This window comes from Shimia sp. SK013, assembly GCF_001292625.1.
Lineage (GTDB): Bacteria > Pseudomonadota > Alphaproteobacteria > Rhodobacterales > Rhodobacteraceae > Shimia.
On record NZ_LAJH01000028.1, the window covers coordinates 186,131 to 208,515 of the forward strand.

17 protein-coding genes are annotated in these 22,385 nt (G+C 58.8%); 7 read left to right on the forward strand and 10 right to left on the reverse strand.

All coding sequences use genetic code 11. From position 1 onward, the window contains the following. Positions 1–7 precede the first annotated feature (7 nt). The 9 genes from SHIM_RS19305 to SHIM_RS19345 all read right to left on the reverse strand — a co-directional run bounded on the left by SHIM_RS19305 (position 8) and on the right by SHIM_RS19345 (position 9,722). Positions 8–1,531, reverse strand: a complete 1,524-nt coding sequence (locus tag SHIM_RS19305; RefSeq protein ID WP_054004327.1) for a xylulokinase — start codon at positions 1,529–1,531, stop codon at positions 8–10. A gap of 87 nt (positions 1,532–1,618) precedes the next feature. Beyond that, entirely contained in the window at positions 1,619–2,737 is a 1,119-nt protein-coding gene (locus SHIM_RS19310; RefSeq protein WP_054004328.1) for a glycosyltransferase family 4 protein, read from the reverse strand. After that, positions 2,734–3,849 carry an LptF/LptG family permease gene (locus SHIM_RS19315; RefSeq protein ID WP_054004329.1) on the reverse strand — a complete coding sequence of 372 codons (1,116 nt, stop codon included), beginning with the start codon at positions 3,847–3,849 and terminating at the stop codon, positions 2,734–2,736. The genes SHIM_RS19310 and SHIM_RS19315 overlap by 4 nt, the downstream gene beginning before the upstream one ends. A gap of 26 nt (positions 3,850–3,875) precedes the next feature. Next, the gene (locus SHIM_RS19320; RefSeq protein ID WP_054004330.1) at positions 3,876–5,003 is read right to left on the reverse strand and encodes an LptF/LptG family permease; all 1,128 of its coding nucleotides are present in this window, start codon (positions 5,001–5,003) and stop codon (positions 3,876–3,878) included. A 40-nt stretch (positions 5,004–5,043) separates the two neighbouring features. Continuing rightward, positions 5,044–5,934, reverse strand: a complete 891-nt coding sequence (locus tag SHIM_RS19325; RefSeq protein WP_054004331.1) for a phosphatidate cytidylyltransferase — start codon at positions 5,932–5,934, stop codon at positions 5,044–5,046. Further along, positions 5,931–6,731 (reverse strand): SDR family oxidoreductase, encoded by an 801-nt coding sequence (locus SHIM_RS19330; RefSeq protein ID WP_054004332.1) that lies wholly within the window; start codon positions 6,729–6,731, stop codon positions 5,931–5,933. Before SHIM_RS19330 ends, SHIM_RS19325 begins: the two co-directional genes overlap by 4 nt. A 2-nt stretch (positions 6,732–6,733) precedes the next feature. Next, complete coding sequence (locus SHIM_RS19335; protein ID WP_054004333.1) at positions 6,734–7,849, reverse strand: inositol-3-phosphate synthase; 1,116 nt, start codon at positions 7,847–7,849, stop codon at positions 6,734–6,736. Next, positions 7,846–8,421: a DUF4833 domain-containing protein gene (locus tag SHIM_RS19340; RefSeq protein ID WP_054004334.1), complete on the reverse strand. Its 576-nt coding sequence runs from the start codon at positions 8,419–8,421 to the stop codon at positions 7,846–7,848. The genes SHIM_RS19335 and SHIM_RS19340 overlap by 4 nt, the downstream gene beginning before the upstream one ends. Before the next feature lie 74 nt (positions 8,422–8,495). Next, on the reverse strand, positions 8,496–9,722 hold the full coding sequence (locus SHIM_RS19345) for an aminotransferase class I/II-fold pyridoxal phosphate-dependent enzyme (RefSeq protein WP_054004335.1): 1,227 nt from the start codon (positions 9,720–9,722) through the stop codon (positions 8,496–8,498). 438 nt (positions 9,723–10,160) lie between these two features. On the opposite strand from SHIM_RS19345, the gene SHIM_RS19350 reads away from it, so the two are divergent. The 4 genes from SHIM_RS19350 to SHIM_RS19365 are packed head-to-tail and all read left to right on the forward strand — an operon-like array spanning position 10,161 to position 16,022. After that, a complete protein-coding gene (locus SHIM_RS19350) occupies positions 10,161–11,939 on the forward strand; it encodes an ABC transporter ATP-binding protein (protein ID WP_054004336.1) in 1,779 nt (592 codons plus the stop codon). A 40-nt stretch (positions 11,940–11,979) separates the two neighbouring features. Continuing rightward, entirely contained in the window at positions 11,980–13,836 is a 1,857-nt protein-coding gene (locus SHIM_RS19355) for an ABC transporter substrate-binding protein (RefSeq protein ID WP_241488938.1), read from the forward strand. A gap of 9 nt (positions 13,837–13,845) precedes the next feature. Continuing rightward, positions 13,846–14,874, forward strand: coding sequence for an ABC transporter permease (locus tag SHIM_RS19360; protein ID WP_054004338.1), 1,029 nt, complete (start codon positions 13,846–13,848; stop codon positions 14,872–14,874). After that, a complete protein-coding gene (locus tag SHIM_RS19365; RefSeq protein ID WP_054004339.1) occupies positions 14,871–16,022 on the forward strand; it encodes an ABC transporter permease in 1,152 nt (383 codons plus the stop codon). The genes SHIM_RS19360 and SHIM_RS19365 overlap by 4 nt, the downstream gene beginning before the upstream one ends. Positions 16,023–16,083: 61 nt before the next feature. Here the strand turns inward: SHIM_RS19365 and SHIM_RS19370 are convergent, their stop codons facing one another. Further along, a complete protein-coding gene (locus SHIM_RS19370; RefSeq protein ID WP_054004340.1) occupies positions 16,084–18,426 on the reverse strand; it encodes a mechanosensitive ion channel family protein in 2,343 nt (780 codons plus the stop codon). A gap of 195 nt (positions 18,427–18,621) precedes the next feature. On the opposite strand from SHIM_RS19370, the gene SHIM_RS19375 reads away from it, so the two are divergent. The 3 genes from SHIM_RS19375 to SHIM_RS19385 are packed head-to-tail and all read left to right on the forward strand — an operon-like array spanning position 18,622 to position 22,385. Then, positions 18,622–19,917: a nucleotide sugar dehydrogenase gene (locus SHIM_RS19375; RefSeq protein WP_241488933.1), complete on the forward strand. Its 1,296-nt coding sequence runs from the start codon at positions 18,622–18,624 to the stop codon at positions 19,915–19,917. A 33-nt stretch (positions 19,918–19,950) separates the two neighbouring features. After that, the gene (locus SHIM_RS19380) at positions 19,951–21,156 is read left to right on the forward strand and encodes a glycosyltransferase family protein (protein ID WP_054004342.1); all 1,206 of its coding nucleotides are present in this window, start codon (positions 19,951–19,953) and stop codon (positions 21,154–21,156) included. Then, positions 21,153–22,385, forward strand: coding sequence for a glycosyltransferase family 4 protein (locus SHIM_RS19385; RefSeq protein ID WP_054004343.1), 1,233 nt, complete (start codon positions 21,153–21,155; stop codon positions 22,383–22,385). Before SHIM_RS19380 ends, SHIM_RS19385 begins: the two co-directional genes overlap by 4 nt.

Genomic DNA, 22,385 nt, shown 5'->3' on the forward strand with positions numbered 1-22,385 from the left:
CTCCGTTTCAGGCCGTATAGCTGCGGATCGCGGCGCGGCGTAGTTTCTCGAGGCGCGCGGCGCGGACAGCCAGTGCGTCGACGCGGGCGGAATCCGGTGTGTAATGCGCGTTCGGGCGGCTGCGCAGGCGGGTTGCTGCTTCGGCGGGGGAGGCGGCCCAACCCATCGTTTTGGCGGCAAGCGTTGCAGTGCCCAGCATCCCGGCATGGCGGGTTTCGCCAACGAGGATGTCACGGTTGAGCGCATCGGCCAACATCTGCGCCATTTGCGGATTGGCAGCGCCGCCGCCGACCAGCGTTATCGGACCGGTTTTGCGCAGGCCTTTTTCGCGGCTGATCTTGGACATGGCCCAACGCAGGTTGAGCGCGACGCCTTCGAGGGCGGCGCGGCGCATGGCCGTGGCATCGTGGTGTAGGGACAGATCAAAGAACGTGCCGCGCAGGGCGTCGTTGTCGACGGGCATACGTTCGCCCGCCAACCAGGGCAGAAAGAACGGGTCATCAGGCTGTGGCGGGCCGAGGTCGTCACCGGGATGAGCGTTGGCGCCTGCGGTGACTTTGGCGGCCCAGTCGAGCGCGGAGCCGGCGTTTTCCTGGCTGGCGATCAAAAGTGGGCGCATGTCGAGGCCCGAAGTCACGGTGGCATAGGAGTAGGGCACGCTGAGGCGGCGGTTGGGGAGGAAACCGGCGATCCAAGCGGAGGTGGCGAGCGAAATGTGCAGCGCGCCGTCTTCCATCTCGCCCGATCCAAGCGCGGCGGCGGTCACATCTGACGTTCCGGCGAGAACCTGAGTGTTTGGCGAGAGGCCGAGTTCGGCTGCAGCTTGCGGCGTGAGCGTGTCGACAAGTGTGTCGGCGGTCACAATAGGCGCGAGTTTTTCCAGCGGTGCGCCGACGATTTTCGCCAACTGCGGTGACCAACCTTCGCGGCCACTGCGGCTGTCCATCATCCACGACAGGTTGGCGCTTTCGGGGCTGGTGGTCATCACACCGGTGGCGCGGTGCACAAGCCAGTCTTTGGCGTCGATCAGCCAGCGGGTGCGGTCCATAATCTCTGGCTCGTGGTGGTGCATCCACAAGATTTTGGCGGCGGCGTCCATACCGTTTTTGGCAGGCGCGCCATTGGCCAGACGCAGCCAGCGCGCCAGTTTGCCAACCTGATAGCCATGTACCTGAGGAAAGCCACCGATCAGGGCTTGCACAAGTGCGCTGCCGCGTTTGTCGAGCCACGTCATGCAGGGCCGCAGGGCGTGGCCGGTTTCGTCCGCGCAGATCAGGCCGCAAAGTTGGGCGGAAAACACCATAACCGAGGCGCGGTCGCGCAGGTCGGGGATCTGTTGGCGCAGTTCGGCAACGGCGCGGGTCAGGCCGCCCCACCAATCGTCGGGATTTTGTTCGGCTATGCCGCCAGCGCCAAGTGTCAGGGGATAGGTTTCGGTCACGCGGGCAAGGACATTCAAATCGCCATCCACCACACCGACTTTGACGCCGGACGTGCCGAAATCGGCTGAAATAACCAGATCACCTTGCATTGCTGCTCTGTCCTTCAAAGTCTTTTTGTGTGCACGAATGACTATGTCGGGTCTGACATGACCTTAGCGGGTTTGGCAACCGTTGGTTCACCCTAGCGCGCCGTGAAAAAACGCCTCATAGGCTGGGCCGAGATGGCGCACGTCATAGTGATCCGCGTGCCCTTTGGCCCATCGCAGAAGTTTGGTTTGAAGCGCCGGTTGGCTTGCAATCTCCAGCAACTTAGCGGCCAAAGCAGAGGCGTCGCCGGGTGGCACAAGAAGGTCGCTGCCGGAGCCGATCATGACGGTGGCATAGCCGACATTGCTTGCGGCAACCGGCAGGGTGCCAGCGGCCATCGCCTCGATCAGCACGATGCCGAAGCTTTCGCCATGCAAGGCGGGTGCGGCAAAGACATCTGCATTGGCGATCAAGTCACGAGCGGCGGCGTTGTCAGGTGGCGGCACAAAGCTAACGGAGTGCAGGTCGAGATCTTTGGCCTGAGCTTGCAAGTCAGCTTTGCAAGGGCCGTCACCGGCAATGGTCAATTGCGCGTCGGGACGTTCGGCTTGCACCCCTTGCCACGCGTTTAGAAGCGTGGCGGTGCCTTTGCGCTCTTCCAACCGGCCCATGCAGACCACATGAAATCCGTCATTGGGGGTGCTGGCATCGCGGGCGGCGCGCCATTTGGACAGATCGATGGTTGGCGCGAGAGTGCCCGGCACGGGGGAAACGTTGTTAGCGCGCCATTGCTCTTGCGGCGCTTTGGACGGCACCACAATGCCCGCAAGCCGCCGGTTGAACCAATGAGCGGACCGGCGCAAAGCCCAGGCAAGCGGATCAAAGCCGCCGCCGTCGGGCAAGGTGGCGTGAAAAGTGGCGACCGCCGGAATATCAAGCGCGCGCCAGACCTGAAGCGGCAGCATCGGTGTCCAAGGTGTGTGCAAATGGGCGACTTCGGCGCCCCAGTCGCGCAGGGATGCAACACAGGACGCGAGGTCGGCCCGATTGGCGCGGGTGAGTTCAAATTTTGTGCCGTGCACGGCGATTTGGCGCACGCTGCCAAGTTCGATCAACCCGTCGAGATCATTGACCGGCGTATCACCGGGCGGCGCAACAATACGTACGTCATGGCCTTGGGTACGCAGCCAGCCGGTCAGGTCGCGGATGTGGCTTTGCACGCCGCCGGGGCGGTCCATGGCGTAGGGAGTCAGCTGAACGATTTTCACGAGACTTGCTTTCGATCGACAGGCGAGGCGCGGAACAAATACCCCGCGTGCCGCAGTTGTAAGAGGCAGGCAATCGCGAAGGCAATTGCCAAGGGCAGGGCCGCAGACAGTTCCGGCGCTATCCGGCCGTTGATGCCCAATATGAGGAAGGATTTCACAACCACTACAGACAGATATCCCGCTGCTGCGAGTGACAGCAGGCGCGGTGCATTGAGGCGATGGCCCCTGATGCCTGCCTGCGCCAAGGACGCTCCAAGCAGCACAAAAATGCCCGGCAACAAGAGAGCGGCTTTGCGGAAGGCCAATACCGTTGCGGCGTCAGAGGCTGCCGCGGTGCCGCTAAGTTGAACAATATCGCGGGCAACGGCATTGGGCAGGTAATAGCCATGCACATCATACCATTGCAGCTGCGTTGCTCTCAGCGGCAGCGCCATTGTCAAACTGTCGGAGTGGACCGGAGCAAAATCCGTGTCTTGCGTCCAGAGAGTCACGTTTTGCAGGTCCCACAGACCGGTGGTTGGGTCTGGCAGGGCCGAGTCGGCCTCAATCAGGCGGGAGAGGGTCGGCTCGGACAGGCCTTCGAAGATTTTGAGAGACTCCAGTCGGCCGGAGTCGCCGCGAATGATATTGGTGCGTAGGGCCATGTCGTTGTCGAGAATCCATTGGCTGTCCAGACGGGACCCGCCAAACCAGCGGCCGTACCGGCCCAATTGCGTTTCGACTTGGGCTTTTACGGCCACCGGGCGCAGCCAATTCTGAAATCCGAATTGCACGCTGCCGACAACGAGCGCGACGGCCAGAAGGGCCGAAAAATGCACGCGCGGCGACATGCCAGCGGCGCCAAGCACCACATCCTCGCGCCGCAGATGCCGCAATAAAACAGCAACAAATCCGCCGACCACGCAGGCGGTGCCGAGAAGGCGGGTGATAATATCGGTTGCCCGATAAGAGGCGTAAGGTAGCAACAGACGCCACAGCGGAGTGTCGGTCGCATCCGCTTTGGCGCGCAGACTCTCGAGGGTTTTTCCCAAGTCGATGGACAGTGCAATCACCAGCAGCGCAAAGATGACAAACCCGATTGCTTGCAGATAACTGCGCATCATCATCCGCATGGCGATGCCGGTATGGGCACGCAGGTTCAAAGGTCGCGCGCCGCCGGTTTCATCAGCGCCTCCTTTCTGAGGGCAAGAAACAGCAGCGGAGGCGCGAGGTAGAGAAGCACAGAAAGTACGGCGATGGATTGTTCAGGCAGCGCGTTGATCCAGCCGACGACGGTGGCGCGGCTGGCCACGTCGATGGATAGCATCAAGACCCCCGACAACGGCAGAGCCAGAAGGCGGGTCAGGGGGCTGCGGGCGGCGACCAACGCCGCCAACGCCAGAAGTCCGGCAAGCGGCACCATCAAAGCGCGGGTGGCAATGTTTGTGATGCGCTGGGTCTGGCCCTGAGTCACCGCAAGAAATATTTCTGCAGCGCTGCGCTCGCGATTGACGTCAGGAGTGACCTTGGACATGTCAAACGTGAAGTCCGCTGCTGCGACTTCGTAGCGGTTCATGAATGCAGGCGTTGCGGGGGGCGAAAGTGGCACTTCGTGGACAGCTAATTTTTGCAGGACGATGACGTGATTGTCGTGATCCTTGGCGTTGATTTGCCAGTTGCGCGACGTGGCTGCGCGCCAAAAGCCGTTCACGTCGGGTTGAAACACAAACAGATTGCCGTTGTGATCGGGGTTGCCGTTCTTTGAGGGGGTGGACACAAAGGTTGTGTCTTCGATGGTTTGCAATGCCGTCTTGTCGCCAGGCGCCTGGATGCGGTTCAACACGTAATCTTTGCGCAACTCAGCCACCGTGACACGTTCGGAAAATTTGGCGAGAGGCAGGACAAAGCCTGCGTTCAACAAGCTGAGCAGACCGCCGGACAACCCGATGCCGAGGACCAGCGTCACCACCCGCCACCACGGAATGCCGGCCGTGGCCAAAACCACAAGTTCGCCGTTGTCGCGGGCTTCGCCGACCGCAAAATAAACAGCGATCAAAAGGCCAAAGGCCAGCGCCAGATCAAATATCGCGGGCATGCGAAAGATCAACATTTGACCAATCACGGATACGGGGCCGTCCAGCCGCAGCGCAAGTTGCAGCAGGCCAGTGAACTCTTCAGCCAGAAAAATCGCCTCGATCACTGCCAGAATCAGCAACAACCGCCACAGGATCGGCCAGCCAATGATGCGCAACACCGGTTGGCGCAGGAAGGTTTGGTGCAGACTCATGAGGGGATAGTCCCTGTCTGGGGACCTGCTGGCAAGTCGATCAGCACAGAGCCGCCACAATATGAAGCGCGGTAAGTCCGGCGCCAGCGGCGATCCAGCTGTCGAGGCTGTCCAAGAGCCCGCCCTGACGGGCGAGGACAACCGGGAAATCTTTGACGCCGCCAATGCGTTTGAGGCGCGAGGCGGAGAGATCGCCGGCGACAGCCAGCAGACCGACAAGCAGCGCGACGCCGCATGATAACAACAAGGGTTGGTCCAGAACGAGCGCGCCAAGCGCGGTGATCACAATCAAGCACAGAGCGCCGCCCACAAGGCCTTCGACGGTTTTGTTCGGGCTGAGCGTCGGGAAAGCCTTGGTGCGGCCGAAGAGTTTTCCCGAGAGCAGCGCGAGGCTGTCAAACACCTCGACCAGAATGTAGGCGGCGAGGATCAGCCCCGCGAGATCCGCTTGCACCGCGCCATGGGCCAAAAGCGCAAAGGGCAAGATCGGGAACACAAGCATGTCGAGGATGGATTTAGAAGTGCGCGGATTGGAGGCGTTGGGCAATATCACCAGCCGCGCAAACAACAACAGCCAGACGCCAAGCACAGCAACCGCAAGGCGGGCGTCAAGGATGGCGGCGACGGTGAGACCGGTGCTGAGCAATCCGATCAACAGCGGCGCTGGCCCGTCTGGCATGCGCACGGCGGCGGATTCCACCCCGATGCGAAGGGCTGCCAGACCCAACGCAGGAATAAGCACCGGATTGCCGATCAAAAACAGCGCCACAAGCACGCAGATGATCACGGTGGCGCTAAAAAAAACCTTGAGCAACTCGATCCCGACGGCGCGGCGTGCTGGGATCAGGGCAACAGTCGTAAGCAGAACATAGCCGACAAGCACAAGCGTGCCAGCGGTCATCGCCATGTCTGTTACGTGGAGCGGTGTCATTTTCGGCGGTGCTTTTTGATAATGCGGCGTTGGTGCCAGCGCAGAACCGGCGCAAGCAGACTGGAGAGCGCGCCAAGCGCGGTCATTTGGGCGCCGGTGGCCGCGGTGGCGCGGCCTGCGTCCATGGCCTTGAGCAAGCGTTCTGCTACGTCTTGTGGTTTCCAGAGGCCGCCGCCTTCGCCGATTTCGGCGGTGGCTGGAGGCTTGGTAAGGTTCTCCGAGGCCAACATCGCCGTTTCGGTGTCAGACGGATGCAGCACCGTGACCGAAATGTCGGCTTCTGCCAGTTCCAGATGCAGCACTTCGCCCAATCCAGAGAGGGCGAATTTGGATGGGGCATAGGCGCTGTAGCCGTAGATGCCGAAAAACGCCGCAACGGAAGAGACCAACCCAAGTCGCCCTCCGCCGTTGGCGCGCATCGGGTCGACCAGCGCGTGGGCGAAATAGAGCGCCCCGAAGTAGTTCACCGCCATATGGCGTTCGTGGGTGTCCAGTGGTTGTTCAGTAAAGAGGCCCGGTTCTGAAATGCCCGCCGAGGCGATAGCATAGTCCGGCGCGCCCATGCTGCGGACAGCTTCGGATACGGCTGCGGTGATCTCGGTGCGGCTGGAGACATCCACAGCAAATTCCCGCACGGTCACATCCGGGGATTTTGACAGGATGATTTCACGCGCGGCGGCGAGTTTACCGGGGTCGCGGGCGAACAATGCAATGTCGTGGCCCCGGGCTGCGAGCTGAAGGGCCGTTTCAAGGCCGATGCCGCTTGAGCCGCCAGTGACGAAGGCCGGACCGGGCATTATTAGTCCTCGATCCCGTTCGCGAAGTTGACGATCACGTCGTGGGCGTCGGTGTCTTCGATCTGTTCAGGCGGATGTTTGAAGAGAAAGGCAGAGGCGTCCGCGATTGGACCGGACAATCCGCGATCACACGCGATGCGGGCCAAACGAATGGCCACCAGTGCCTCGGCGGCGGCGTTGGGGCTGTCCTCGACATCCAAACGCACCTCGATGTTGGTGCGGGCGCCACCGAACAAGCGGCCTTCGAGCCGCACATAGGCCACTTTGCGGTCATTGAGCCACGGCACGTAGTCCGAGGGGCCGATGCGAATGTCGTTCTCGTCCAGACGCTCTTCCATCACGGCTTGCACGGCTTCGGTTTTGCTTTCGCGCTTGTTCGCTAGGCGGGCGTTTTCGCTCATGTTCAGGAAGTCGGTATTGCCGCCGACGTTGAGTTGATAGGTGCGATCGATTTCGACGCCGCGCATCTCGGCGAGGTTGGCCAAGGTGCGGTGTACGATTGTTGCGCCAAACTGTGCTTTGAAGTCGTCGCCAAGGATCGGGATGCCAGCATTGGTGAATTTCTCCGCCCACACAGGGTGGGAGGCGATGAACACAGGAATGCCGTTGACCACGGCGACGCCGGCCTCAAGCGCGCATTCAACGTAAAATTCGACGGCCTTTTGCGATCCAACAGGCAGGAAGATGATCATCACCTCGGCCCGCAGGTCGCGCAGTTTGGCAACAATCTCGTCTTTGCTCAGGGCAGGCTCCGCCGACAAACGGAAGCTGCGATCTTCGGGTTTGGCCAGCATGTGCGCGGCGACGCCATCGAGATCAGGTCCGCGCAGCACAGGTCCGGTTTGATCGCTGACGTCGGTGTGAAACTGTTCAGTGCAGTTGGGCGGCGCAAAAGCGGCCTCTGCCAGAGTGGTGCCCACTTTGCGTGAATCCACGTCGAAACCGGCCACCAGTTCAATGTCGGAGGGTGTATAGCCCGCCAGATCGGGAAAGCTGACCCCGATCGCGGCATCGCCGACTGCACGGCAGTAGGACACGCCTTGAATGAGTGAACTCGCGCAGTTTCCAACCCCCACAATAACGGTGCGGATCAGTGTTTTGGTCTCATCAGTAGTCATTCGCGGAAGGCTCCACCGGATACGGCAATTGTGTGTGTGGAATACTGGCCCGTCTTCGGGTCAGACGTGTAAAGGCGCAATCGCACAACTCTTGGCAATAGCCCGCTTTCATCCACGTCCAGATATCCATAGATCATTTCAATGTCGCGCCCGTTTTGCCGTGTATAAAGCGTCGCGTCAAAGGGTCCGTTCTGCTTGAGCAGCAATTGTTCGCTTTTTATGCCATTAAACCGCACTTCAAAGCCCGTTCCGTCAGCAAGTGCGCGGGATTTGGTGCCAAATCCAAACATGCGCTCGTACCACCGGAAGGCCATCACATGGCCGCGGCCTGCAAACCGGCGCCAATAGCCGGTGATCGGACGGTCGGGATTCAAGAGCCCATCTTGGTCAAATTGCGCCACCCAAACGATGGTGTTGGCGTTGGTGTTGCGTTGCAGGAAAAAGACCTGATGGCGGTCGTTGGGGTGCTGAAAGGCGGGATTGGCCGATGGCAGTGTGGCGCTTGTGGTGGTGGATACGACAGTCAGCCGCGGTTTGGCTGACAGGTCAGACGCTGACAGCAAAACGCCCATTACTATTAGCCAACAGAAAGTCGCAAGTCGGCACATGTCGGGCGTGAGGTTGAACTTGGCGATGTGCACAAGGGTTATTCCGCACTGATCCTGTTGCGCAGCGCGCGCGCGGCGGAACCGGCCTCGGTCACAGCGGTGATCACGCGGTCGATATCTGCCTCGGTGTGGGTTTCCGAGATGAAAAACCGGATGCGCGGCAGATCTTTGGGCACGCCGATGTGGACCACAGGCGGCGCATAGATGCCTTGTTGCATCAAGGCTTCGGCGACAAAAACGCAGTCTTCGGGGGTGTCGAAAAGAATGGGCACCACGGCCTCGCCAATGGCGGTGCCGGTGTTCAGGCCAGCGTCGCGGGCGCGGCGCAGGAACCGGCGGGAGTTGCCGCGCAGACGTGTTACACGGTCTGGTTCAGCGCGCAAAATGTCGAGCGCCGCATGCGCGGAGGCGACGGTGGCCGGCGCGAGGCCCACGGAATAGACAAATCCGGGCAGGCAGAAGCGCATCCATTCGATTACGTCCGCATTGGCCGCAATGAAGCCGCCGGAGGATGCAAAGCTTTTGGACAGGGTGCCAATGGCGACGTCAACGCGATTCGGATCCACCCCGAAGTGTTCACAAGATCCACGCCCGGTGGGGCCAAGCACGCCGTAGCTGTGGGCTTCGTCCAGCAACAGCCAACAATCGGTGCGCTCTTTGATGTCGAGCAGACGCGGCAGGTCTGTCACGTCGCCGTCCATCGAAAACAGCCCTTCGGTGCAGATGAGAACACGGGAATAACTGTCGCGTTTTTCGGCAAGAATGCGTTCAAGGTCGTCGAGATCGTTGTGCGCGTAGGTCACAAGATCGGATTTCACGCCACGCGCGCCGACCATGATGGAATTGTGCGCCAATTCATCCACAATCACGAGGTCCTTGGGACCAAGCAGCAGCTGAATCACCGACACGTTGGTGAGATAGCCGGAAATCACCGACAGGGTGCCGCCAACGCCCAAAAATTCAGCCATACTGCGTTCCAGAGCCTGATGACCAAGACGTTCGCCGCCCACAAGGCGCGAGGCGCCGGCGCCAGTGCCAAGTGCATCAATGGCCGCTTTTGCAGCGTCGGTGGTGACCGGGTGATGCGCCAGACCCAAGTAGTCGTAGTGCGACATTGAAAGATAGCCGTCTTTCCATTCGTCGGAGCGGGCCTCTAACGCGTCTGTTGGCACGAAATACGGATGTCCGTTTTCGATCAAAGCCTTACCGCTCAGGCGAAACCGTCGGTCCGCATAGCAAAGAAAGCTGTTGTCTGTGTTAGTCATTGTCGTCTCCGTTTGCGGAGCGGCCGAAATCTTACAGCCAAATTATTGAAATTTTGTACGTTCCGTAAACGGGCATCAAGCTGAGGGCTCCGTCCGCAATATGACCGTTAACGACTTGCGGGTCTAGAGAGTTACGTTACGAAATTGGTATCAAATAGCCGCATCTGCTCAGGTGGCGCAGTATCAGGCAGTTTTTGGTGCAGGGTCGTCTTTTGCGGCGATACCAAGACCGGACAGTTAAGTCGGGGCGGAGTTTGGGTTTGTGTGAAGGCGACCAAGAAGCGGGCGCGGCGGCGCGGCGGTGCTCTTTTTCACTCGTTTTCCTGCGGTTGGGATGCGCGAGACGCTTGCGACAATGCAATTAATCATGTTCACTCCGACAGGCGTTCTTTGAAGCAATTCGATAGAGATTGCGGGGCGCGACAGGGGAAAACTGGCGTGACGGCACTTTTGACGGTGGAAAATCTGACAATTGGCTTCGGCGATGCCGCGCCGGTGGTGAACGATGTCAGTTTCTCGGTGCGGCGTGGTGAAACGCTGGCGCTTGTCGGGGAAAGTGGCTCGGGCAAGACGCTGAGTTGTCGCGCGGCCTTGCGTATTTTGCCAGGCGCAGCACAGATGCGGTCCGGGAAAATCACGCTGGCGGGCCGTGAGGGTGCGACGGACGTGGATTTGATGTCCATGAGCGAGCGGCAGATGTGCAACGTTCGCGGCGAACGTATTTCGATGATCTTTCAGGAGCCGATGCGCTCTTTGTCGCCGTTGCACCGGATTGGCAATCAGGTGTCTGAAGTGCTGCGGCTGCACAAGAAAATCAGCAAGGCCGAACGCGTCAAAAGGGTTATGGCGATGTTTGAGCGCGTGGGTTTCAAAGACCCGCAGCGCATTTTTGACAGCTATCCTTTTGAGCTGTCTGGCGGAATGCGTCAGCGCGCGATGATCGCGATGGCGATGGTGGGCCGACCTGACGTGCTGATTGCGGATGAGCCGACAACCGCGCTGGACGTGACCACGCAAGCGCAGGTTTTGGGGCTGATCAAGGATTTGCAGGCCGAATACGGCATGGCCGTGGTGTTGGTGACGCACGATCTGGGTGTGGTTGCGAATATGGCCGACAGCGTCGTGGTGATGAACCGCGGCCGCGTGATGGAAGCTGGACCTGCGCCACTTATTTTGAACGATCCCAAGCATGGGTATACCCGTGATCTGATGGCGGCGGCGCCGGAAATTCCGGCAACCATTCCGGCATCCAAGCGCGAAGAAGACCGCGACTACATTCTGGAAATGCGCGACGTGAGCAAAACCTATGTGCTCAAGGGCAGTTCTGCGTGGAAGCCCAAGTCGGTCATTCAAGCTGTCCGCGGTGTGAATTTTGGCGTGGAGCGTGGCAAGACGTTGGCCGTGGTTGGCGAAAGTGGCTCTGGCAAGACCACAACGGCGCAAATGGCGCTGGGCGCCGAAGTTGCGGATGCGGGATCATCGATCCTGTTCCGGGCCGAAACGGGCGGCGAGGCGGTCAATCTGCAGGGCCTCGACAAAGCCGAGCGGCTGGCGTTTCAACGCAAGGCACAGATGGTGTTTCAGGACCCTTATTCGACCCTGAACCCGCGCATGCGCGTCAAGGAAGCGCTGGTGGAGCCGATGGAAATCCACGGCGTTGGGTCGGTCAGTGATCGTATCGAGCGGGCCGCCGAAATGCTGCGTTGGGTGGGGTTGGGTGAAAATATGCTGACCCGCTATCCACACGCCTTTTCCGGTGGGCAACGCCAGCGCCTGTCCATCGCCCGCGCGCTAATGCTGGGGCCGACGTTTTTGGTGTGCGATGAACCGACCTCTGCTTTGGATGTGTCCGTTCAAGAGCAGGTTTTGCAGCTGCTGGAAGACATCCGCGACCGGTTGAACCTGAGCTATCTGTTTATCAGCCATGACCTTGCCGTGGTGGCACGTATTGCCGATGAAGTGGCGGTGATGAGGTCCGGTCTGGTGGTGGAGCAAGGCCCCCCAGCGGTGCTGTTTCATGATCCGCAACATCCCTACACCAAGGCATTGATCGCGGCCCAGCCGGAGCCGGACATCAACCGCCCGATTGATCTCAACATCGTGTCGCAGGGGGCCGGCGAGCCCTCAAGCTGGCCTGATGCATTCCGTTTTGACGGTCTGGAGGTTCCGCCGCTGACGGAGACCGGACCCAACCACAAGGTGCGTTGTTATGTTTAAGAAAACTCTGTTGGCCGCGGTCATCGGGGCAACAACTGGCATGTTGGCCACCGTGGCGGTGGCGCTGGACCCGATCGAAGGCGCGTTCTGGAAACAGGAAGTTGATGCCGGCAACCTGCCGCCCGTGGCAGAGCGGTTGCCAAGCGTGCCGTTGGTTCCGGATCTTGAGCTGCGCGGCCGCAAGCTGGGCACGCCAGGTGGCACCATGCGCACCATGGTGACCCGCGCCAAAGATGTGCGCCAAATGGTGGTGTATGGCTATGCGCGGCTGGTGGGCTACAACGAGCGCTATGAGATTGTACCAGACATTCTGCAGAGTCTGGACAACGAGAACGACGTAAAATTCACCATGCATTTGCGCCCCGGACACAAATGGTCTGACGGGCATCCTTTTACCTCGGAAGACTTCCGGTACTGGTGGGAGGACGTGGCGACCAATGACTTGCTGTCGCCGTCAGGCCCTATCGATTTTATGCGGGTCGAAGGGCGGTTGCCGACTGTGTCATTCCCGGATGAACACACGGTTGTCTATGAGTGGCACAAGCCCAACCCACAGTTTTTGCAGAAACTGGCAGAAGCGCGGCCGCCGTTCATTTACCGGCCTGCGCATTTTCTGAAGCCGCTGCATGCGGATTATGCCGATGAAGAAACGCTGACCGAGGCGCTTTATGAGGCGCGGGTGCGCAGCTGGGCGGCGTTGCACAATCGCAGCGATAATATGTACAAGTTCGACAATCCTGAACTGCCGACTTTGCAGCCTTGGATGCTGGCCACCAAAGATGGCAAAAGCAGGTTCCTGTTTGTGCGCAATCCCTATTACCACCGCATTGATTTCAACGGCGTGCAGTTGCCTTACATTGACGTGGTTGAAATGCAGGTCGTCGCGCCGGGTCTTGTGGCCGCTAAGGCCAACGCCGGTGAAGTGGATCTGCAGGCGCGTGGGCTTGATTTCAAAGACACTGCGATCCTGAAAAAGGGCGAAAACTCTGGTGAGTACAAAACCTTTTTGTGGGGCAATGGTACCGCATCGCAAATCGCGATTTATCCAAACCTGAACTACAACGACGATTTGTGGCGCGAAACAATGCGCGACGTCCGGTTCCGCCGCGCTCTGTCACTGGGGATCAATCGCAAGATTATCAACAGAGGTCTTTATTTCGGTCTGGCCAAAGAAGGTGGCATGGCTGTGCTGCCGATCAGCCCGTTTTACCGTGAAGAAAACCGCAAAGCATGGGCCGCATATGATGTGGATCAGGCCAATGCGTTGCTGGACGAGATGGGGCTAACGGAGCGTGACAAAGACGGCACACGGTTGTTGCCGGATGGGCGCCCAGCGTGGATCGTGGTGGAAACTGCGGGTGAGCGGCAAGAGGTCGAGAACGCGCTGCAGATCATCATCGACAATTGGAAAGACCTTGGCATCAAGCTTTTGATGCGTCCGTTGGAGCGCGACATCCTGCGCAACCGGGTGTATTCAGGCGAGACGATGGCAGCGGTCTGGTTTGGCTGGGACAATGGTATTCCGCAGTCCTATACCTCGCCGGATTATGTGGCACCCTGGCGGCAGGAGTTCTTTGCCTGGCCGAAGTGGGGCCAATATCATCAAACCAGCGGAGACAGTGGCGAGCCGCCTGACATTGCCCCTGCGATCAAGCTCAACGAACTGGCGCATCAATGGGCGCGTGCATTTTCCGCCGTTGAACGCGGGACTCTCTGGCAGGAAATGGTCGATATCCATGCGGAAAACGTCTTTGCGATAGGTGTTTTGAACAGTGCGCCGCAGCCGGTGGTCGTGTCCAACCGTTTGCGCAACGTACCGGAAAAGGCGATCTGGGCCTGGTCGCCCGGTGCACATTTCGGCGTGTATCGCGTCGATGAATTTTACTTTGCGGAATAGGACGATCTGATGGCGATGCTGCGCTTTGCAGTCTTTCGATTAATTACGATGCTGAGCACGCTGATGGTGGTCTCGGTGTTCGTTTACGCGATTATCAATCTTCCGCCGGGGGATTTCCTGTCCAATCAGATCAACGAGCTGCGCGCGACGGGACAGTCGGCGGGCATCGCGAAAGCGGAGTTCCTGCGTCAGGAATTCTCGATGGATCAGCCGATCTGGAAGCAATACATGATCTGGGTAGGGCTTGTGCCTGGTCCGCATGGGTTTGCGGGCATGTTGCAGGGTGAATTCGGGTGGTCGTTCGAATTTGACAAGCCGGTGAGCGAGCTGGTGGGTGGCGCGTTGTGGATGACCATTTTGGTCAACCTTGCGGCGGTTGTTTTCATCTATGCGGTGGCGTTGCCTCTTGGAGTTTTGGCCGCGGCGCGGTCCAAGACGTGGATCGATTATACCTCGGCATTTGTTGGCTATCTCGGCCTTGCGACGCCGAACTTCTTGCTGGCGTTGATCTTGTTTTACTACGGAAACCGCTATTTGAACCTGCCCATTGGCGGGCTGATGGACCCGAAATTTGAAGGCGAGCCGATGTCGTTTGAAAAAATGAAATCGGTGTTGATCCACCTGATCATTCCGACCTTTGTGATTGGCACATCCGGCGCGGCAGGGATGATGCAGCGTCTGCGGGCGAACCTGTTGGACGAGTTGGGCAAGCCTTATGTGGAAACCGCGCGCGCCAAAGGCATGCGCGAAAGCTCGATGTTGGTTAAGTACCCGTTGCGGGTGGCGTTTAACCCTTTTGTTGCCGACATCGGCACGTTGATTCCCTCGCTGGTATCAGGCTCGGTTCTGGTGTCTGTGGTGCTTGGGTTGCAGACCATCGGGCCCGTGTTGTTGCAGGCGCTGAAATCGCAGGATGTGTTCTTGTCGGCGTTCGTGTTGATGTTTGTGGCGTTGCTGACCTTGATTGGCACCTTGGTGTCGGATCTGTTGCTGGCCTTGTTGGACCCCCGAATTCGGTTCGGAGGGCGTGAGCGATGAGTATTCTGCCTGACGGGCGTTTTGTTGACGATGCCCCATATGAAACCGACATCGGCGCCGAAGTGCGCAACGCCGAATTGGACATGTCCAATGCACGGCTGTTGTGGTTGCGGTTCAGGAAACACAAGCTGGGTCTGATTTCAGCCCTTTTCCTGCTGGTGTCGTATCTGAGCCTGCCTTTCGCCGGCTTCATTTCGCCCTACACGCCCAACGAGCGGTTGGAAGACTACCTTTATGCGCCGCCCCAACTTGTGCGGCTGTTTCACGACGGCAAGTTCATCGGACCGCATGTCTATGAAACCCAAGCCGAGATGGATCTTGAGAGCTTCAGTTGGAAGTATGTGGCCGACACAAGCAGTCCGGCGAAGCTGTCGTTTTTCTGCGAGGGTTCGGACTACAAACTGTCCGGCTTTGTTCCCACGGATAGACATCTGTTCTGCGCGCCCGAGGGGGCGACGGTGTTCCTTTTGGGATCTGACAGGTTGGGTCGGGATGTGTTTTCAAGGATCATGTATGGCGCGCAGTTGTCGTTGACCGTTGGTCTCGTCGGCATCACGGTGTCCTTCCTGATTGGGATCACTCTGGGTTCGATTGCGGGTTACTTCGGTGGATTCCTGGACTGGAGCATCAATCGTGTGATCGAAATTTTGCGCAGTCTGCCCGAATTGCCGCTTTGGCTCGCCTTGTCCGCTGCGGTGCCGTCCCATTGGGGGCCGGTGGCGGTGTTTTTCATCATATCGATCATTCTGGGCATTCTGGATTGGCCCGGATTGGCGAGGGCCGTTCGATCCAAGTTCCTGAGCCTGCGGGAAGAGGAATTTGTGCGCGCTGCCGAGATGATGGGTGCGCGGCCAACGCGTGTGATCAGCAAGCACCTGTTGCCGAACTTCCTGAGCCACCTGATTGCCAGCGCGACGCTGTCGATCCCAGCGATGATTTTGGGTGAGACCGCCCTGAGCTATCTTGGGCTTGGCTTGCGCGCGCCTGCGGTGAGTTGGGGGGTGATGCTCAACGATGCGCAAAACCTTGCATCAATCGAGATCTATTGGTGGACGGCGATCCCGATGCTGCCGATCGTGATTGTGGTGCTTGCCTTCAACTTCTTTGGTGACGGGTTGCGTGACGCGATGGATCCGAACCGGAGCTGATATCTGAAACCTGGCGAAAGAGCAGCAGCGCCCGCATATTGCCTGGCGCTGCTTTTTTGTTTTAGCGGTCGTCCCCGCCGTCTGGCCCGCCCTCCATGGCGTCTTCGTCAATCGCCGCCTCGACGGCGCCGACAATCGCGTCGCGCTCTTTGGGAGTAAGGTTCTCTTCCTCTTTGCCATCAGCAAGACGCACGGTGACCTCGCGGTGGGCGAATTTGATACCTTCGCGGGCAAACAGCTCGCGAATTTCCTGATAGACTTTTTTGCGCACCAGCCATTGATCGCCCGGCTTGGTCATGAATTTCACCCGGATGATCATGGCGCTGTCTTGCATTTCGACAACGCCCTGCGATTTCAGCGGCTGGATAAAGTTGTGGCCAATCACCGGATCGTCCAGAAGCGCGACCCCGAGGTTTTTCACCAGCTTGCGCACCCGTTCGACGTCCGTGTCATAGGTCACACGCAGCTTGAGTTTCATGATCACCCAATCGCGCGAATAGTTTGTGAGATACTGGATTTCCCCAAACGGAACAGTGTGCAGCGGCCCCAAGTGGTGGCGCAGTTGGAAAGACCGGACTGAGATCTTTTCGACGGTGCCTTTGACGCCGCCGATGTCGATATATTCGCCTTTGCGGAAGGCGTCATCAAACAGGAAGAACGCACCGGAAAACACGTCGCGCACCAAGGATTGCGCGCCAAAGCCCACAGCCAGACCGACAACACCGGCACCGGCAAACAGCGGGCTGACGTTGACGCCGAGTTCCAAGAGTACAATCAGGATGATAGAAATCACGATCACCAGCAACATCGTGGCGCGGAACAGCGGTAGCAGTGTGGCAAGGCGGCTTGCACTGTTGCCGCCGCCTTCGTCGCCCAGCTCGCCTTCTTCTTCGTCGCCTTGTTCATCGCGGATTTTACCATCGACCCAGACGCGGAAGGCGTGAAAGACGATGTAGCCAAAGAACAGGATGACCAGCACGTCCAAAAGCCGGTTCGACAGGGAATCTGCCATCATATCGCCTGCGCCAAAAGCAAGGATCGCAGCATAAACGCCGGCAACCACGGCGAGGATGCCGGAAATCCGGCGGGCGAGTTGTTCGAAGGTGTGGATCTGACGGCCTTCGATCTTTTGTTTGAGCGCCTCGATCTCGTCGATCTCGTCCGGCGTTGGTGCGTCGCCTTCTATGTCATTTTCGACGTCTTGATCCGCGTTCATTTCTCGAAGGCGGCGGGCGCGGTCAAAGAATTTCTCGATGCCGAAGTTGATGGTCGCGTAAACCACCACGATGGCCGAGAAAATGGCATAAGCCGCAGCCAACATCGGTACAGCGTCTTCGACTTCAAGGATCAGGTCGAACGCCTGATCGAGGAAGCCATAGATCACATAAACGATAAATACAGGCGCCCAGAAATCACTGATGATCCGCACAGGAATGCTGACCTCATCGCGGGCACGGCCGTTGCGGATCGCGTTGGCAACCGGTTTGTAATTCACCAAGGCCAACAGAATGTTGCCAAACGAGAACAGCGACACAAGAGCAAGCGTCATCAGCGCATAAACATCGTAGTTCAGACCCAATTCCTTGAGCCATTCGCCGAAGACCTGAGAGCAGACATCCATCACTGCGAGCAGGTAGAACCAGCGGTAGAGCCGCTTGGCATCACGTGTCGACAAGGCGGGGATACGGTATTGATCCAAAAACGGAGACAGGATCATGCGCCACATCAGGGCCGCGCAGCGGGCCATGAAATAGGCGAAATAAATAGAGGCAACAGTGAAGCGGATGGCTGTGTCGTCTGACGGCCCCAAAAACACCAGGCTGAGCAAAAAGGCCACCGTCATAGAAAACAGAACGCCAATCACGCCGGCAACAAAACGTACGACGAGGAAAGGCAGCTTGCCGCTGTAACCTTGCGGGTTTTCCTTGATCATCGGCACGACAAAGCGCGCGGCGATACGTTGCCCGTAGATGTAACGCTCTGCAAACAATGCGATAAAGAAGAACCCCAGACACCACAGGAGCACTTGAAAGAACGTAAATATTTCGCCGCTCGGACTGCTGGCACGCAAGATGAAGAGCACTTCGTTCACCGACGCTGGCCACGCATCAAGCCGCCGTTGCAGAAGTTCGCGGAACTGATCGACCTCGGATTGCACTTTCATGATGGCGGTGCCTGAGTCGCCTTCGAGGGCTTCTTGCGTTGCGCTGTCCTCGGAGGAGTCCGCAGGAGCCAATGGATCGCCGTTGGCATCCATGATGATCACAGTCATGCCTTGCTCAGCGGCTTGCTGCATGATTGTGGCCACCGGATTCGAAGTCTCGGTTTGGGTTGCCTCTTGAGCGTTCACCGCGGCCAAAGGCAGCAGCAGAGTGATCAAAAGGGCGGTCAAAAAGCGCAGCATTGATAAGCCTTTCTTAACAGTTGCTTCCGGTCTACCCCGAGAACCGGCGCGGGGTAAACTGTTGATACTGCCGGTTTGCCTCGAACTCGCAGTGACGCGCGCGCAGAATGCTCGGCGGTTTTGGCGTGACAATCCAGAACAAAACAGATAGCGCAAGGCGAGGATTTCTTGGGGCATGACAAGGGACGGACCGCGATGAGCGGTAGGGCAGCAGAGATGCACAATACAGCAGAAAAAATTGCCGTTTTGGGGCAGGGATACGTTGGCTTGCCGCTGACACTTGGTCTGGCACGGGCGGGGTTTGAGGTTGTCGGATTTGACACCAATGCCCGGCTTATTTCGCGTTTGCATGATGGGACCGATCCAAATGGCGAGGCCAGCGGTGCAGCGGTGACCGCAACCAAGGCGCAATTCAGTGCAAATGACGCGGATCTTGCGGGCTGTACGGTCTTTATCCTGACGGTGCCAACCCCGATCACGCGGGCTAAAAAACCCAACCTCGATCCGATCTTTGGGGCTGCAAAGACCGTTGCGCCGCATCTGACAAAGGGTGCGTTGGTGATCCTTGAGAGCACGGTTTATCCCGGCGTGACGGAGGATGTACTTGGCGAAGCGCTGGAGACGGCTACGGGGCTGACGCGCAAGGTGGATTTTAAGCTGGGCTATTCGCCGGAGCGGGTGAATCCGGGCGACACAAAAAACAAGCTTGAGACCATCGTCAAAGTGATTTCGGCGCAGGATGCTGAGACTCTGGATCGGGTTGAGGAGATTTACGCGCCGGTCATCACGGCGGGGCTTTATAAGGCGCAATCGATCAAGACGGCAGAGGCCGCAAAAGTGATCGAAAACACCCAGCGCGACCTGAACATTGCGTTGGTGAATGAATTTGCGCTGATCTTTGACCGGATGGGGTTGGACACGCTTGAAGTGTTGGAGGCAGCAGGCACCAAATGGAATTTCCTGCCGTTCAAGCCCGGTCTGGTGGGCGGGCACTGCATTGGCGTCGATCCGTACTACCTGACCTATCGTGCAGAGCAGTTAGGCTATCACCCAGAAGTGATCCTTGCCGGCCGCCGGATCAACGATCAGATGGGGTCTTATGTGGCGCAGCAGACCATCAAGGCAATGCTGGGCAAAGACATCAACCCTGCGGGCGCGCGGGTCTTGGTCATGGGGTTTGCGTTCAAGGAGAACTGTGCCGACACACGCAACACACGGGTGATTGATATTGTGACCGAATTGCAAAGCTTTTCCGCAGAAGTTGATGTGTGGGATCCACGTGTGGACAGCGAGGCGGTTGCCGAAGAATATGGCATCACGCTTGTTTCCGCGCCGGACGTGGGTGTTTACGACAGCATCATTCTGGCCGTGGGGCACGCGCAGTTTGTCGAGATGGGTGGAGCGGCGATAAGGGTTCTCGGAAAGCCCGAAGCTTTGCTTTACGATATCAAGGGCGTTTTGGCGAAGTCCGAGTCGGACTTGCGACTTTAATAGATTTAGACGAGGCGAATTTTGGTAGAAGCGGTGCAACAGGCAAAGCAACAGGCGCGATCCCCGCGCGTTTTGTTTTACAGCCACGATACCTTTGGGCTGGGACATCTGCGTCGCTCGCGGGCTTTGGCGGGGGCGGTTACGCGTGCGGCGCCCAATGTGTCGGCGCTGATCTTGACCGGATCGCCGGTAGCGGGGCGGTTTCCCTTCCCTGACAACGTTGATCACATCCGGTTGCCCGGTGTGACGAAAACGCCGGACGGCAATTACGAAAGCGAACGGCTGGGTCTGCACATCGACGAGGTGACCGAGCTGCGCGCCGGTCTGATCGATGCGACCGTCAAGCATTTTGATCCCGATATTGTCATTGTCGACAAGGAACCCACTGGATTTCGCGGGGAAATGATTCCGGCGCTGACCTGGCTGCGTCAAAAGCGTAAAGCACACATCGTGCTTGGCTTGCGTGATGTGCTGGATGATCCGGAAACGCTGGCCGTTGAATGGGAGCGCAAAGGTGCCATTGAGGCGTCCGAGCAATACTATGACGAATGCTGGGTATATGGGCTGCGCTCGATCCATGATCCGACGGCGGGATTGGATTTCTCCGCCGCTTTCCGCGCAAAAACACGATTTACCGGCTATCTGCGGCGTGAAGAGCTGCCGGATGGCGAAGTGCCGTCCGATCCCTACATCCTTGTGACACCGGGCGGCGGGGGTGATGGCGCCGGCATGGTGGATCTGGTGCTGTCGGCGTATGAAACCGATCCCACCCTGAGCCCACGGGCCTTGCTGGTTTATGGCCCATTCCTGTCCGGCGAAGTGCGCGCGCAGTTTGAAACCCGGGTGACGAAACTTGGCGATCGGGTGCACGCCGTGGGTTTTGACAGCCGTATGGAAAACCTGATGAACGGCGCCAAAGGCATCGTGTCCATGGGCGGCTATAACACGTTTTGCGAAGTACTTTCGTTTGACAAGCCTGTGGTGATCGTACCGCGCACCCGCCCAAGGTTGGAACAGTTCATCCGCGCCAGTCGGGCCCAAGAGCTGGGTCTTGTGCGGATGTTGGATGAAACCCGCGGCGAGTTGACACCAGAAGCGATGGCGAAAGCGATTCACGGTTTGGCAACGCAACCAAGCCCGTCATCGGCGTTTTGTCCGGGCCTGTTGGACGGGCTGGATGTGGTGTCGGATCGGGCATTGGACATCTTGGGCCTGACCCGCTCGCAAGGGGTGGCATGAACACAGTGAAACGCCCCAAGTTGGCGGTGGTGGTCAAAGGTTGGCCACGCCTGTCAGAGACGTTTATCGCGCAGGAATTGGTGGCGTTAGAAGAAGCGGGATACACGCTTGATCTGTGGTCGTTGCGGTTTCCGACGGACAAAAAAACCCACCCATTACATGACCGGTTGAAGGCCGAGGTCAATTATCTGCCGGAATATCTGCATCAGGAACCACTGCGGCTGGCCAAAGGCGTGTTGCATGCGATGACGCAGCGCGGATTTTGGGCGGCTTGTGGCACGTGGTTCAGGGACTTGCGGCGCGACATGACGCGCAATCGCGTGCGGCGGTTTGGCCAAGCCTGTGTGTTGGCACGTGAACTGAGCGGTGACAGCGACGCGCTTTATGCGCATTTCATGCACACACCGGCATCTGTGGCACGTTATGCGGCGATCCTGCGTCAAATGCCGTGGTCCGTGTCAGCCCATGCCAAGGATATCTGGACATCGCCCGCGTGGGAAAAGCGCGAAAAGTTGCAAGCGGCGACTTTTGGTGCGGCGTTTCTGGCGACCTGCACTGGCATTGGCGCAAAACATCTGGCGGGATTGGCGGATCGTGAGGATCGCGTTGAGCTGATTTATCACGGGTTGGATTTGACACGGTTTCCCGCCCCACCTGCGGCGCGGGATACATCCGGGCCTGTGCGGTTCCTGTCGGTCGGGCGTCTGGTGGAGAAAAAAGGGTTTGATCGGCTGATTGCGGCGCTGGCGTTGCTGCCTGACGATCTGGATTGGCGCTGGGAACACATTGGCGGTGGTGGCTCTGACAGCCGGTTCCGCGATCAGGCCGTGGCCGCTGGGGTGGCGGATCGCATTACGTGGCGTGGAGCTTGTGACCAACCGGAGGTCATTGCGGCGATGCGCGAGGCTGACGTGTTCGTTTTGCCCAGCAGGATTGCCGAGGACGGGGATCGCGACGGGTTGCCCAATGTGTTGATGGAAGCCGCCAGCCAGAAGTTATGCCTGCTGTCGACACCTGTCAGCGCCATTCCGGAATTCATTGATGATGGTGTGCATGGCGTGCTGAGTAGCGATGCGCCGGAGGCTTTGGCGCAGGCCATGGAAACTTTGGCGCGGGATCCGGCGCAGCGGGCGGCTTTGGCCGAGGCGGCCTATGGCCGTTTGACGGCGCATTTCCTGATGCAGCCGGGAATTGCCAAGTTGGACGAGCGTCTGCGCGGGCTGGTGTGA

Bases quoted from the DNA above. Each gene is read 5' to 3' on its own strand.
- SHIM_RS19320 (WP_054004330.1), bottom strand. From the start codon at position 5,003: ATGAGTCTGCACCAAACCTTCCTGCGCCAACCGGTGTTGCGCATCATT.
- SHIM_RS19335 (WP_054004333.1), bottom strand. From the start codon at position 7,849: ATGACTACTGATGAGACCAAAACACTGATCCGCACCGTTATTGTGGGG.
- SHIM_RS19330 (WP_054004332.1), bottom strand. From the start codon at position 6,731: ATGCCCGGTCCGGCCTTCGTCACTGGCGGCTCAAGCGGCATCGGCCTT.
- SHIM_RS19305 (WP_054004327.1), bottom strand. From the start codon at position 1,531: ATGCAAGGTGATCTGGTTATTTCAGCCGATTTCGGCACGTCCGGCGTC.
- SHIM_RS19340 (WP_054004334.1), bottom strand. From the start codon at position 8,421: ATGGGCGTTTTGCTGTCAGCGTCTGACCTGTCAGCCAAACCGCGGCTG.
- SHIM_RS19355 (WP_241488938.1), top strand. From the start codon at position 11,980: ATGTTGGCCACCGTGGCGGTGGCGCTGGACCCGATCGAAGGCGCGTTC.
- SHIM_RS19370 (WP_054004340.1), bottom strand. From the start codon at position 18,426: ATGCTGCGCTTTTTGACCGCCCTTTTGATCACTCTGCTGCTGCCTTTG.
- SHIM_RS19365 (WP_054004339.1), top strand. From the start codon at position 14,871: ATGAGTATTCTGCCTGACGGGCGTTTTGTTGACGATGCCCCATATGAA.
- SHIM_RS19325 (WP_054004331.1), bottom strand. From the start codon at position 5,934: ATGACACCGCTCCACGTAACAGACATGGCGATGACCGCTGGCACGCTT.
- SHIM_RS19345 (WP_054004335.1), bottom strand. From the start codon at position 9,722: ATGACTAACACAGACAACAGCTTTCTTTGCTATGCGGACCGACGGTTT.
- SHIM_RS19360 (WP_054004338.1), top strand. From the start codon at position 13,846: ATGGCGATGCTGCGCTTTGCAGTCTTTCGATTAATTACGATGCTGAGC.
- SHIM_RS19375 (WP_241488933.1), top strand. From the start codon at position 18,622: ATGAGCGGTAGGGCAGCAGAGATGCACAATACAGCAGAAAAAATTGCC.
- SHIM_RS19315 (WP_054004329.1), bottom strand. From the start codon at position 3,849: ATGCGGATGATGATGCGCAGTTATCTGCAAGCAATCGGGTTTGTCATC.
- SHIM_RS19385 (WP_054004343.1), top strand. From the start codon at position 21,153: ATGAACACAGTGAAACGCCCCAAGTTGGCGGTGGTGGTCAAAGGTTGG.